The 14076-nt window shown below is 38.2% G+C and carries 13 protein-coding genes and 1 pseudogene; all 14 read left to right on the plus strand.

All coding sequences use genetic code 11. The annotated features are described in order from the left end of the window. Positions 1 to 4: 4 nt before the first annotated feature. The 14 genes and pseudogenes from flhA (at position 5) to pyrH (ending at position 14076) form a co-directional block, all read left to right on the plus strand. On the plus strand, positions 5 to 2041 hold the full coding sequence (gene flhA / locus RE409_RS08875) for a flagellar biosynthesis protein FlhA (protein ID WP_309558831.1): 2037 nt from the start codon (positions 5 to 7) through the stop codon (positions 2039 to 2041). After that, positions 2038 to 3192 carry a flagellar biosynthesis GTPase FlhF gene (gene flhF / locus RE409_RS08880; protein ID WP_309558832.1) on the plus strand — a complete coding sequence of 385 codons (1155 nt, stop codon included), beginning with the start codon at positions 2038 to 2040 and terminating at the stop codon, positions 3190 to 3192. The genes flhA and flhF overlap by 4 nt, the downstream gene beginning before the upstream one ends. Then, positions 3176 to 4042: a MinD/ParA family protein gene (locus RE409_RS08885; RefSeq protein WP_201254417.1), complete on the plus strand. Its 867-nt coding sequence runs from the start codon at positions 3176 to 3178 to the stop codon at positions 4040 to 4042. Before flhF ends, RE409_RS08885 begins: the two co-directional genes overlap by 17 nt. Positions 4043 to 4052: 10 nt before the next feature. Further along, positions 4053 to 5049, plus strand: a pseudogene (cheB, locus tag RE409_RS08890) (chemotaxis-specific protein-glutamate methyltransferase CheB). 20 nt (positions 5050 to 5069) lie between these two features. Next, positions 5070 to 7115 (plus strand): chemotaxis protein CheA, encoded by a 2046-nt coding sequence (locus RE409_RS08895; protein WP_201254418.1) that lies wholly within the window; start codon positions 5070 to 5072, stop codon positions 7113 to 7115. Positions 7116 to 7262: 147 nt separating this feature from the next. Continuing rightward, positions 7263 to 7733 carry a chemotaxis protein CheW gene (locus tag RE409_RS08900; protein ID WP_201181416.1) on the plus strand — a complete coding sequence of 157 codons (471 nt, stop codon included), beginning with the start codon at positions 7263 to 7265 and terminating at the stop codon, positions 7731 to 7733. Between the two features lie 4 nt (positions 7734 to 7737). Continuing rightward, positions 7738 to 8376 (plus strand): chemotaxis protein CheC, encoded by a 639-nt coding sequence (locus tag RE409_RS08905; protein WP_201249808.1) that lies wholly within the window; start codon positions 7738 to 7740, stop codon positions 8374 to 8376. Then, the gene (locus tag RE409_RS08910; protein ID WP_056526815.1) at positions 8369 to 8872 is read left to right on the plus strand and encodes a chemotaxis protein CheD; all 504 of its coding nucleotides are present in this window, start codon (positions 8369 to 8371) and stop codon (positions 8870 to 8872) included. The genes RE409_RS08905 and RE409_RS08910 overlap by 8 nt, the downstream gene beginning before the upstream one ends. Positions 8873 to 9006: 134 nt before the next feature. Next, a complete protein-coding gene (locus tag RE409_RS08915; RefSeq protein ID WP_201254419.1) occupies positions 9007 to 9774 on the plus strand; it encodes a FliA/WhiG family RNA polymerase sigma factor in 768 nt (255 codons plus the stop codon). A gap of 442 nt (positions 9775 to 10216) precedes the next feature. Next, positions 10217 to 10483: a hypothetical protein gene (locus RE409_RS08920; protein ID WP_201254420.1), complete on the plus strand. Its 267-nt coding sequence runs from the start codon at positions 10217 to 10219 to the stop codon at positions 10481 to 10483. A 61-nt stretch (positions 10484 to 10544) separates the two neighbouring features. Continuing rightward, positions 10545 to 11177, plus strand: coding sequence for a hypothetical protein (locus RE409_RS08925; protein ID WP_201254421.1), 633 nt, complete (start codon positions 10545 to 10547; stop codon positions 11175 to 11177). Between the two features lie 152 nt (positions 11178 to 11329). Beyond that, entirely contained in the window at positions 11330 to 12043 is a 714-nt protein-coding gene (gene rpsB, locus RE409_RS08930) for a 30S ribosomal protein S2 (protein ID WP_056526825.1), read from the plus strand. 303 nt (positions 12044 to 12346) lie between these two features. Next, entirely contained in the window at positions 12347 to 13231 is an 885-nt protein-coding gene (tsf, locus tag RE409_RS08935) for a translation elongation factor Ts (protein ID WP_056526827.1), read from the plus strand. 122 nt (positions 13232 to 13353) lie between these two features. Next, entirely contained in the window at positions 13354 to 14076 is a 723-nt protein-coding gene (gene pyrH / locus RE409_RS08940) for a UMP kinase (protein ID WP_053345351.1), read from the plus strand.

Below are 14076 nucleotides of genomic sequence, written 5' to 3' on the forward strand. Positions count from 1 at the left end.
GAACATGCGAGCAAGAGATTTAGTTGTCATATCGAGCGTCATCATGATTGTTGCCATGTTGGTCATTCCATTACCAACATGGTTGTTAAGTATTTTACTTCTTTTAAATATATCTCTTGCGCTGTTGGTTCTATTGACTACGATGAATATGAAAGAGCCTTTGGAATTTTCAATATTTCCTTCCTTGCTCCTTTTACTGACATTATTCAGGCTGGGGTTGAATGTGTCGACGACACGTGCCATTTTGACATATGGTGATGCTGGCGGTGTAGTCGAAACCTTTGGCTCGTTTGTAGTCGGAGGGAACGTGCTTGTAGGTTTAGTTGTATTTATCATTTTGGTTATCATCAATTTCATCGTCATCACGAAAGGTTCTGAACGGGTGTCAGAAGTGGCAGCAAGATTTACGCTAGATGCGATGCCTGGGAAACAGATGGCCATTGATGCAGATTTGAATGCTGGGATGATCTCAGAAAATGACGCACGTACCAGACGAGAAAAAATCAGCAATGAAGCTGACTTTTATGGATCCATGGACGGAGCGAGTAAGTTTGTTAAAGGAGACGCCATCGCCGGTATTATCATTGTCATCATCAATTTGATTTTTGGAATGATTATTGGTGTCATGCAATTGGATATGAGTTTTGGAGAATCTGCTGTTCATTTTTCCATGTTATCAGTTGGAGATGGAATTGTCAGTCAAGTGCCTGCCTTATTGATTTCAACAGCAACAGGAATAGTCGTAACCCGGGCAGCCTCGAATGGTAATCTTGGATCAGATATTGTTGAACAGTTATTTCAATTTCCAAAGATGCTTTACTTGACTGCAGCAACAATTTTTTTGCTAGGTTTATTCACGCCAATTTCAGATATATTTACGTTTCCAATTGCAGCGTTATTAGTCATAGGAGGGTATACGATTTCTAGGATACCACAGCCGAATGAAAGTGAAATACAAGAAATGGAAGAAGTGTTGGAAACAGATGAAATGAAAAGTCAAGAAAGTGTCGTTAACCTTTTGAGTGTCGATCCAATCGAATTCGAGTTTGGATATGGACTAATTCCCCTTGCTGATGCCAATCAAGGGGGAGACTTACTAGACCGTGTCGTCATGATCCGCCGACAACTGGCAATTGAAATGGGACTTGTCATTCCAGTCGTCAGAATACGAGATAATATCCAGTTGAACCCTAATGAGTATCGGCTAAAAATTAAGGGAAATGAAATTGCAAAAGGGGAATTGCTTCTGAATCACTTTTTGGCAATGAGTCCAGGAATAGAAGATGAATCAATAGAAGGAATCGATACGATAGAACCATCATTTGGTCTACCAGCTAAATGGATTACGGATGATATGAAAGAGCATGCAGAGATGATGGGCTATACAGTTGTAGATCCTCCAAGTGTTGTATCCACACATTTAACGGAAGTCATAAAAGCGAATGCTCATGAGCTTTTGGGCAGGCAGGAAACGAAACAATTGATCGATTATCTTGGTGAATCATCACCAATTCTTGTAGAAGAGGTCACCCCGAATCCCTTGTCGATAGGTGATGTACAAAAGGTATTGGCAAAATTGTTAAAGGAAAAAGTTTCTATAAGGAACTTATCAATCATTTTCGAAACACTTGCTGATTATGGTAAGTTGTCGACGGATACAGATTTGCTTACTGAATATGTACGACAGAATTTAGCCAGGCAGATTACTAATTCCTTTATCGTAGAAGAAAATCGAATAAAAGTCATCACGTTATCGGGAAAAGTAGAAAAAACCATTGCAGATGGAGTGCAACAAACTGAACATGGAAACTTTTTATCACTAGATCCAAATATATCTCAGTCCATATTGGAGGCAATTGCGGCCAAATTGGATGAGCTGACGTTAATGGAACATCAACCAATCCTACTTTGTTCTCCAGCAGTACGGATGTATACCCGGCAGTTAACAGAACGTTATTTTCCTAATGTACCGATTCTTTCATACAATGAACTCGAATCGAATGTAGAAGTACAAAGTGTAGGGGTGGTGAATATCGATTGAAAGTAAAGAAATATATGGCACCATCAATGGCCGAAGCTATGAAGCGAATAAGAGAAGAATTAGGCAGTGATGCGATTATTTTAAGTTCAAAAGCTGTCTATATTGGTGGTTTCCTAGGATTATTTAAAAAACGGAATATCGAAGTCATTGCAGCCATCGATCCAGTTTCACAGCCCAACCAAATGGTAACTAAACAAAAAACGAAGAAGTTGCCTGTGAAACAAGAAATATCGAGTAATAGCACTATTACACAGGAAGGTAACAATGAAAGTACGGATCTATTAAAAGAATTAGAAGGTTTAAAGGATATGATTAAAAGTATACAAATCACATCTGATAGACACTATCCGGGAAAACTGCAGAAAATCAATGATTATCTCACAGAGCAGGAAGTGGATGTACAGCTTCGCTCGCAAATCATGGATGAATTACTTGAAAAATGGTTTGCTCTCAAACAACAATCCACTGACGAAGAAGTACAAGGTTGGTTAGAAGAAGCCTTATTTGAAATATTGGAGAAGGTTCAAAACGGGAAACCCGGTCTGCAAAAAAAATATATTAATATTGTTGGACCAACAGGAGTTGGTAAGACAACCACCCTCGCTAAAGTAGCAGCAGAGACCATGCTTAGGTATGGTAAAAAAGTGGCTTTCATTACGACAGATACATACAGGATTGCAGCAATAGATCAGCTTAAAACGTATGCAAAGATTTTAAATGTTCCGATTGAAGTAGCGTATAATTTGGAAGATTTTAAAAAAGCAACGGAACGTTTTTCTCATTATGACTATGTATTTATAGATACTGCTGGAAGGAATTTTCGCAATCCACAGTATGTTAAAGACCTTAGTGAAATTATTGATTTTACAGATGAGATGGAAACATATTTAGTTTTGTCATTGACTTCGAAGCAAAAGGATATGGAAGATATTTATCGGCAGTTTGCTAGCATACCAATTAAACAGGTCATTTTTACTAAAGCTGACGAGACATCTACTTTCGGGGCTATATTTAATTTTATACACGCTCATAAACTAGGAGCCGCTTATATAACAAATGGACAGAATGTACCAGATGATATTAAAAAAGCTACATCATTACAGCTATTGAAAATGGCTTTTGGGGCTAAAAAATATGAAAGATCAAGCTGAGAACTTACGAAGAAGACTGGAAACCCACCAAAATCAATCAGTGGCTAAAACTCTTGCCATTTTAAGTGGTAAAGGTGGCGTCGGAAAATCTAACTTTTCTTTGAACTTTTCCCTCGCTTTATCTAAACGAGGAAATAAGGTCCTGTTGTTCGATATGGATATCGGGATGGGAAATATAGATATTTTGATTGGTGAACATTCATCTTACAGTATCGTTGATTTCTTTGAAAGTGGTCGTAGCTTGATAGATATTATGACGACAGGCCCAGAGAGTATTTCAATCATTACGGGTGGAACAGGGCTGACAAGCCTCTTTTCCCTCGATGAAAACAAGTTTATGCGGTTTAATGAAGAATTTAGTTTGCTGTTGACGGATTATGATTATATTTTGTTTGATATGGGGGCAGGTATAACTCAGGACTCGGCAAAATTTCTGTTATGTGTTGATGAGTTAATCGTTATTACGACGCCTGAACCGACTTCCGTAATGGATGCCTACTCTACAATGAAATACATACATTCCGTCAAAAAAGAAATTCCATATTTTCTGGTTTGTAATAGAGTTTTCACAAATAAGGAAGGCAAAGAAACGATTATGCGGCTTCAAAATGCACTTAAGAAATTTTTGGGGCTGGAAAGTATAGCACTTGGTTACCTGCCGGACGATAGAACTGTTTCCAAAGCTGTTTCAAGACAAATACCCTTTATCCTTTTTGATTCTGAAGCTAATGTATCTAAAGCTCTTATGGATATTGCATCGAGATATACAAGCCATTCATTTGGTGGAGAATTGACTTTACAAAAAAGCAACTTCCTTAGCAATATGAAGAGATATCTTCTTGGAAAGTAGGTCTCCTTACATGGATAAAGTTAAAGTGCTGATTGTGGATGATTCTGCGTATTTGAGAAAGTTCGACACCTTAGATGTAGAGATGCAGGTTATGAATGGAAGAGAAGCATTAAATCGGATTATGGATGAATGTCCAACTGCTGAAATCATGTTTTCAAGCACGATGAAAGAAGGAATGGAAAATACCTTTGCTTCTATGTACAGTAGAGCCTTTGACTTTGTGGCTAAACCTTTAGGTGCCATTTCACTGGATTTGTACAAAATTAAGAAAGAACGGGTTTGAAAAAGTTATGGCAGCCAGCCGTGAGAATGTTCACAAACTACAAAAAAATGCAATAAATATTGAGGGAAATCCATCGTTTTGGGGAAAATATAGTAAAAAAGATACAAGAGAAATATTAGAAAATGAAAAAAATAAAAATAAATGGTCCAATTGGAATAAAAAAATTATAGTCATTGGTACATCGACTGGAGGACCAAGGGCTCTTCAGACAGTATTGACGGGACTCCCAGAAACAATTGATGCACCTATTCTTGTTGTCCAGCATATGCCCTCTGGTTTTACAAAATCCTTGGCTGACCGTCTAAATTCATTATGTAGGATTCAAGTGAAGGAAGCAGAGGATGGGGAACTGATCCAAAAAGGAGTTGCTTATATTGCCCCTGGAGGTCTTCACCTGAAAGTGAGAAAAGTGGGGATGAGCATTGCAGTACTTTTGGATCAATCCGAACTGCGTAGCGGACACCGCCCTTCAGTAGATGTGCTGTTTGAATCAGTAAGTGAAATTACTGATTTTGCGAAAATAGCTGTCATCATGACCGGGATGGGGATGGATGGTTCAAGTGGGATGATTAAGTTGAATCAATCGGGTCCTTTAAAAGCGATTGCAGAGTCACAGAAGACATCAATCGTATTTGGAATGCCGAAAGCGGCGATTGCTACCAATTTGATAGATAGCATAGAGGATGTAGAAACAATAGCTAACGCAATAATTAGCTATTGTTAACAAGTGGAGGTGGAGATTGCATGGATATGAATCAGTATCTAGAGGTATTTATTGAAGAAAGTAAAGAACATCTTCAAACGTGCAGTGAACAGCTGTTGGTACTTGAGAAAAACCCGGAAGACCTTTCAATTGTTAACGAAATCTTTCGTTCCGCTCATACTTTAAAAGGGATGTCGGCCACCATGGGGTATGAGGATTTAGCGAACTTGACCCACAAAATGGAAAATGTGTTGGATGCGATTCGAAACAGTCAAATTATTCTTACCCCTGAATTGTTTGATGTGATATTTTTAGCCGTTGATGATTTAGAAGCAATTGTCATGTCTATTGCTGAAGGTGGCGATGGAAAAAGAGATGTGAAGAATGTTGTTCGTCAGCTGCAATTGATTGAAAAAGGGGAGTCGCCTGTTTTCTCTTCTATCGCAGAGACTGCAGCTGCATCTACTGTTCATGAAAAGGAAGAAGTGACAAGTGGTGAGTACGATGAATTTGAATTGACAGTCCTGCAGCAGTCCAAAGAACAAGGATTCGACAGTTATGAAATTTCGATAGATTTGCGTGAAGACTGTCTTTTAAAAGCAGCGAGGGTATTTATGGTATATGAGGTGCTTGAAAAATCAGGTGAAGTAATCAAGTCCAATCCACCAGTTGAACTTTTGGAAGAAGAACAGTTTGATCGGAAGTTTACAGTTACGGTGGTAACAAAAGAATCGAGTGAAGAGCTTCATAAAAAAGTCATGAAGATTTCTGAAGTGGAAAAAGTTGATATAAATGCTCTTAATCTTGACGATCTACGACACACTGCCAATGCTAAGGAGGAAAAAAAAGCTGCAGTGGATAACCAGGCCCAAGAAAGGAACGCCTTGCTTTTAAGTGAGAATAAGGAGACTAAGAAGCAGGCACCTGTTAAGCCGGCCTCAAGTAAGACTATTCGGGTAAATATCGAGCGGCTTGATATATTAATGAATTTATTTGAGGAACTTGTAATTGATAGAGGTAGACTCGATCAAATTTCAAGCGATTTGGATAACCAGGAACTGCATGAAACAGTTGAAAGAATGTCCCGGATAACCAGCGATTTGCAAACAATTGTGTTGAATATGCGGATGGTTCCTGTAGAAACTGTATTCAATCGTTTCCCTAAAATGGTTCGTCAATTAGCAAGGGATTTGAATAAGAAAGTAGATTTGGAAATCATCGGAGCTGAAACAGAACTTGATCGTACAGTTATAGATGAAATTGGTGATCCACTCGTCCATTTATTAAGAAATGCAATGGATCATGGAATTGAAACACCTGAAGAACGTCTAGCGAAAGGGAAGAATGAAGAAGGGAAAATCCTTTTAAAAGCGTATCACAGCGGCAACCATGTTTTCATTGAAATTGACGATGATGGAGCGGGAATAAATAAAGATCTTGTTTTAAACAAGGCCTTTTCCAATGGAATTTTGACAAAGGAAGTTGCTGCTACTTTAACAGATAAGCAAATCTATGAATTAATTTTTGCTTCAGGGTTCTCAACAGCTGAAACCATTTCAGATGTATCAGGACGTGGTGTAGGGCTGGATGTGGTTAAAAATACGATCGAGTCATTGGGTGGGTCTGTAACGATCGATTCAAAAGAGAACGAAGGATCTATATTCCTTATTCAACTTCCCCTTACATTATCGATAATTTCTGTAATGCTGGTTGAAATCCAAAAGGAAAAATATGCTATTCCACTTTCTTCTATTATAGAGACTGCGATTATAAAAAAAGAAGATATCATGAATGCTCATAATCAACAAGTTATTGACTTCAGGGGGAAAGTTCTACCGCTCCTGTTCCTGAAGGAAATTTTTGAAGTGCCTGTGCATCAGGAAGAAGAGGAATTTCTCTCTGTGGTTATTGTCAGAAAAGGTGATAAATTGGCAGGATTAGTTGTGGATTCATTTATTGGACAACTCGAAATCGTCTTGAAATCTCTTGGTAATTATTTAACATCTGCTTTTGCGATATCTGGGGCAACGATATTAGGTGATGGTCAAGTTGCTTTGATCATTGATTGCAACACATTGATTCATTGACCGATAGAGAAATAGAGAGGAAACGACGGTCAGCAGGGTTTAACCGTGGTTATGCAATGGGCGGAAGAGTTCTGATTTAAGTGGTTGTTCGCATTCAGGCATCGTGAAGGCTACTCTCTGCTATCATCTTTAAGAGGAGGAGAATAGATGTCGACTACAAATCTCGTTCAAGATATGAAAGTAATTGTATTTCAAATTAAAGATAAAGAATATGCCATTCCAGTAGATAAAGTTAGTGGAATTGAAAAACTTTTGCATATAACAAGAGTTCCTAAGGCTGTTCAGCTTGTTAAGGGAGTCATAAATCTAAGGGGTGTAATTACCCCAATTATTGATTTACGGGTCCGTTTTGGTCTTGAAGAGTTAGAATACAACGACTCTACAAGGATTATCGTGGTCATTTTAGATGATATGGAAGTGGGGTTAATAGTAGACTCTGCCAATGATGTATTGGATATTCCAGTTGATAGTATCGAACCGCAGCCGGAAGTTGTTGGTCATTCGGCGTCAGAATACATTAGCGGCGTGGCTAAAATTGAAAAACGACTGCTCGTGTTAATTAATTTGGAAAAGGCTTTAAGTCTTGAAGTAAATGAAAATATGAGAATAGAAGGATAATCATATGTCGTTTATTGAGAAAATTAATCCCCTTCAGCTCGATATCTTGAAGGAAATTGGCAATATTGGCGCAGGGCACGCAGCCACTGCACTTTCGGCAATTCTTAATAGGAAAATTGATATGAATGTTCCTAATGTCCGAGTGGTTTCCTTTGATGAAATGATGGAAATGGCTGGTGGGGCTGAACAAGTTGTTGCTAGCATTTTCTTGCGAATAGTAGGCGATGCTTCCGGTAGCATGTTTTTCATCCTTTCTCTACCTGTGGCTGAATACTTCATTCAACAGATGACAGGAGATGAAACCTTTTCAATAGATTCCACTCCATATACTGATTTGGCGCTTTCTTGCCTTCAGGAATTAGGGAATATATTGTCGGGATCCTATCTAACTTCTCTATCAGATTTCACCCAATTGAATTTATATCCATCTGTTCCGTCATTGAGTATTGACATGGTAGGAGCAACAATCAGTTATGGATTATTGGAATTGTCACAAGTAAGTGACACGGCCATTGTCATAGATACTGTACTTGAAAAGGATCAGCTATTTGCGGAATCTATAGACGGACATTTCTTTCTGTTACCCGATCCTGAATCTTTTGATATCATTTTCTCCTCTTTAGGAGTGACAACAAATGACTGAATTATTACAGGTCAAGGTTGTAAAAGTCGGCATAGCAGATATGAATATTGTAAAACCTCCCTATTCGATCCGTACTTCTGGTCTAGGATCATGTGTTGGAGTTGTGATTTATGATGAAAAAAAAGAGATTGCCGGTTTGGCTCACGTCATGTTGCCTGACTCTTCACTCGCTAAATCGGGACATATTAACGTTGCCAAATTTGCAGATACGGCGGTAAAGGAATTAGTGCAGCGCTTAGTAAAAGAAGGGGCAAGATTGATTTTTTTAAAAGCAAAGATGGCTGGTGGGGCACAAATGTTTCAATTTGCCTCTGGAGGGGATTTCATGAGAATAGGGCCCAGAAATGTGGAAGCCGTCCGGAAAGAATTAGCAGACTTGCACATCCATGTTGTTGCTGAAGATGTGGGTGGGAATAGCGGTAGAACAATAGAATTTAATTCGAAAGATTGTATGTTAAATATCCGGACCGTGAATAAAGGGACAAAAAACATATAATAAGGGATTACGACTTGTCAGAAAAAAGTGCAACTTGAAATGACAGGAACACTTGCAATCAAAATATTGTTGCATCTAGAGCCTTCGAGGGCCGTTTTGATTACAAAATGTATACAATGTTAGGAGGAAGTCCTATGTCTAATCTGACTATCGGAGAGGAACAGTTATGCTGGAAAAATTGGATTGACTGCAGAGATCAACAAGCCGGGGACATTTTGGTTAAGAAATATATCCCACTTGTATCTTATCATGTCCAACGCATTTCAGTGAGCCTGCCTAAAAATGTGAGCCGTGATGATATAAGGAGTTTGGGGATGATGGGGTTATTCAATGCCCTAGAACGATTTGATCCAAAACGTGATCTGAAATTTGACACATATGCTTCATTTCGAATTCGTGGCGCGATACTAGATGGATTAAGGAAAGAAGATTGGCTCCCGCGAAGTGCTAGAGATAAAGCCAAGAAAATTGAGTCTGCGATCGAAAAATTAGAGCAGAAATACATGAGGAATCTCTCGCCAAATGAAATTGCATCTGAATTAAATATTCCGGAAGATGATGTATATGCTGCATTAAATGAGAATTTCTTTGCCAACGTTTTATCAATGGATGAGAATCCTCAAGAGCAAGATGATAAAGAAGGCACAAACTTTCATATTAAAGATGAAAAAGCAAATCTACCTGAGGAACATCTGTTAAGGGAAGAACTGTATGTGGAATTAGCCAAAGTTATAGAAACACTTAATGAAAAGGAACAGTTGGTTTTACAACTTTTTTATAAAGAAGAGCTTACTTTAACCGAAATTGGACAAGTAATGAGCCTATCTACTTCGCGGATTTCTCAGATCCATTCTAAGACGATATATAAACTAAGAAACGCGATGCAGGATAAAAAGAATTAAGCAGTAATATAGAGAGGGTAAAGGGGCATGGAGGCTGGGTTTCATATCATGCTGTTAAAGAGTTCCTTTCCATTTTCTATCCGAGAGATGGAATCTGGAAACGGTTGAGGATTTCTTCCCTAAGTGCATAATAAATAATATCACCCAGATTAAATCGTCATGTGTTCGAAAATAGACCCTGTACAAGGTATATAAATTACATAGTATTCTATATTGGTGCCTGAAAGTGTAGTTTGAGTTGTGTTTTGCATCCCAATTGTAGAGTAAACCAGCAATACTCTTCAAATCGCCAACAAAAAAATCCACTGCCCAGTTCAGGTCCATCCATCCAACTTAATTGGTTACGATGACGATAATACTTGCTAGTTCCTTGTTCAGTATTTTGAGTTAAGGTCAGAAAGAGTACTGTAAATGCCGTTTTTATAGAAAGGGGTGGGTTGTCATGAGTTTTAACGCGATCGAGATGCAAATTGCTCTTTCAAGAACCCAAGATGCAGGGAAAATCCAAGAGCAAAATCAACAAAAAAATTTAATCCAACAAGATCATGCTGCCCATCAAGTTCGAGAGAATCAAGAACGGAAACAAAAGACTGTAGTGAAGAACAAAAGCTTCCCGCTCATTTTTATGAAAAAGAAGGGAATGCCGATAAATGGCAGTTTCTTAAAAAAGATAGGCAGAAAGAAAATAAGAAAAAAACAACAACAGTGAAAAAAGATTCTCATCCGTATAAAGGAATCAGGATTGACTATTCGGGTTAAGAGGAGGCACCATGTTAGTAATTTTTATGTTTCTACTGTTTCTTTTAAACATACTCACCATTTTCGCCGTTGTCGTTTTATATCTCCGTCAAAATCGTTTATGTATGCTCGAAAAAGACCAAAAAGCCATCATAAGTGAGTTGGAAGAACTTTTGTCTGGTTATTTAATGGAAATGAAGGAAGATAACGAGACGTTGGTAAAGACTTTTACGAATTCAGTTGCATTAAAACCCAAGCGTGGTCATGAAGAACAAGAACGTGCGGTAGTGAAGAATTCCACGAGAGATAACGAAATCAAGCGAGAGAAAAAAATGTTGCTCGATTACAAAGAAGGGCGGCATATGGGAACAAAAAAGCAAGCTACCGAAGCCTATAAAAAACAGCCAGAAGATAATGAGGAGCATAGATTTCCCTTAAAATCGGAAGATAGATTGGACCTTTCTTCAGAAGCCCCTTCTCTGTCCAACCAGGAGTATGAAAAAGAATTTTCAGGCATGTTACAGGTTGGATTAAATGAATTATCATTAAATGAACAAGTAGAATATTTAGCGGATCAAGGCCATTCTATAGAAAAAATCGCAAAAAAATTAAATCGCGGCAAAACAGAAATTGAACTTTTATTAAAGTTTCGCATGAATAGATAATTTGTGCTTGATTGTGTCGTATCATTATGATATATTATGAAATGGTGTTAATACACACGCCCCGTGATTCTAACAGATGGTGCTGTTTAGACAGTTTCTGTATGAAAATGATCGGTGCGGAGGAAAAACAAAACCATTTAGGAGGAACTAAAATGTCAGTCATTTCTATGAAACAATTGCTTGAAGCTGGTGTGCATTTCGGACACCAAACACGTCGCTGGAACCCGAAAATGAAGAAATATATCTTCACTGAGCGTAACGGCATCTACATCATCGACCTTCAAAAAACAGTTAAAAAGGTTGAGGAAGCTTATAACTTCGTTAAAGAACTAGCTGCTAACGGTGGAACTGTTCTTTTCGTTGGTACTAAAAAACAAGCTCAAGAATCTGTTAAAGAAGAAGCTATCCGTTCTGGTATGTACTATGTAAACCAACGTTGGTTAGGTGGAACTTTAACAAACTTTGAAACAATCCAAAAACGTATTACTCGTCTTAAAGATATCGAAAAAATGGAAGCAAACGGAACTTTCGAAGTACTTCCTAAAAAAGAAGTTATCCAACTTAAAAAAGAATGGGATCGCTTAGAGAAATTCTTAGGCGGTATTAAAGATATGAAGACTCTTCCAGATGCGATCTTCGTTATCGACCCTCGCAAAGAGCGTATTGCTGTTGCGGAAGCACACAAATTACACATTCCACTTGTTGGTATCGTTGATACAAACTGTGATCCGGATGAAATCGATGTAGTTATTCCTGCGAATGACGATGCAATCCGTGCTGTTAAATTATTAACAGGTAAAATGGCAGATGCTATCTTAGAAGCTAAACAAGGCGAAGAAACAGCAACTGAAACAACAACTGCTTAATAGGCAAAAAAGGTTGCTTAATTAGTAAGAAAAAAAGGTGATAAGAGGATAATGCCTTTTATCCCTTTTTTTTGCACTAAATAAGCATACATAAATCCCGTGCGAATTTTTTAAAAACGTTACGGTTGATTTTCAGGGAATGAAGATAATATGACATCAGGGTTTTGTCCATAAGACTGACCGGTTGATGGTTTTTTGAGAATTTTGCTATAATTTGTTGTTTTTATTGATAAAAACAGGTATTATCTGGCGAAATGGGTAAAGACTGAATAAACTGCATTTAATTTGAGGAGGATAAATATTATGGCAATCACTGCACAATTAGTTAAAGAATTGCGTGAAAAAACTGGTGCCGGCATGATGGACTGTAAAAAGGCGCTAGTACAAACTGAAGGTGATATGGAAAAAGCAATCGATTTCCTACGTGAAAAAGGAATTGCGAAAGCTGCTAATAAAGGAGACCGTATCGCTGCTGAAGGTTTAACTTCTATCGTTGTTGAAGGAAACCAAGCAGTTATCCTTGAAGTGAACTCAGAAACAGATTTCGTTGCTAAAAACGAAGGCTTCCAAGCTCTTGTTAAAGAATTGGCTGCATTCCTTCTTGCTAACAAACCTGAAAGCGTTGAAATTGCTCTTGAGCAAACAATGGAAAATGGAGCAAAAGTTGCAGATCATATCAATGCAGCAGTTGCTAAAATTGGTGAAAAATTAACTCTACGTCGTTTCCAAGTTGTTACAAAAACAGATAATGACGCATTTGGCGCATACCTTCACATGGGTGGACGTATCAGTGTGCTTTCTGTTCTTGAGGGTACAACTGATGCAGAGGCAGCTAAAGGCGTTTCAATGCATATCGCTGCTATTAACCCGAAATATATTTCACGTGACCAAGTGGATGCAAGCGAACTAGACCGCGAACGTGAAGTTCTTACACAACAAGCTCTTAATGAAGGTAAACCAGAAAAAATCGTTGCGAAAATGGTTGAAGGACGTATCAACAAATTCTACGAAGAAATCTGTGTGAACGAACAAGCTTTCGTTAAAAATCCAGATCAAAAAGTTGGACAATTCGTAGAATCAAAAGGTGGAAAAATCCAATCATTCGTTCGTTATGAAGTAGGCGAAGGTCTTGAAAAACGTCAAGAAAACTTTGCTGAAGAAGTAATGAACCAAGTTAAAAAAGACTAATTGCAAGAAAATGATTGAATAGGGAACACTTTAGTGTTCCCTATTTTTTGAAATGTCATGAACTTTTGGTAGCAAGAATAACAGGATGAACGAACGAAAAGATTACATAGTTGGAGGTTTTCATGAGTAACGCTAAATATAAACGTGTTGTACTAAAACTCAGTGGCGAAGCATTAGCCGGTGACGAAGGATTTGGAATTAACCCTGCAGTAATTAAATCAATTGCTGAACAAGTTAAAGAAGTAGCTGAACTTGATGTAGAAGTTGCTGTAGTTGTCGGTGGCGGAAACATTTGGCGCGGGAAAATCGGAAGTGAAATGGGCATGGATCGTGCTAATGCCGATTATATGGGTATGTTGGCTACAGTCATGAATTCATTGGCTTTACAAGATAGCCTTGATCAACTTGGAATTGAAACACGCGTTCAAACTTCCATTGAGATGAGACAAGTGGCAGAACCATACATTAGACGCCGTGCGATCAGACATCTTGAGAAAAAGAGAGTTGTAATTTTTGCAGCTGGTACAGGTAATCCTTATTTTTCAACGGATACTACTGCGGCCTTGCGTGCAGCTGAAATTGAAGCTGACGTTATCTTGATGGCGAAGAATAATGTGGATGGCGTTTATAATGCTGACCCTGTTAAAGACAAAAATGCTGTGAAGTATGATGAACTTTCTTATCTTGATGTGATTAAAGAGGGATTAGAAGTAATGGATTCGACTGCGTCCTCACTTTGCATGGACAATGATATACCATTGATTGTCTTCTCGATTATGGAAAAAGGTAATATTAAACGAGCCGTTTTAGGCGAAACGCTTGGAACAATTGTAAGGGGGAAATAA

This window comes from Peribacillus sp. R9-11 (assembly GCF_031345095.1).
Taxonomy (GTDB): domain Bacteria; phylum Bacillota; class Bacilli; order Bacillales; family DSM-1321; genus Peribacillus; species Peribacillus butanolivorans.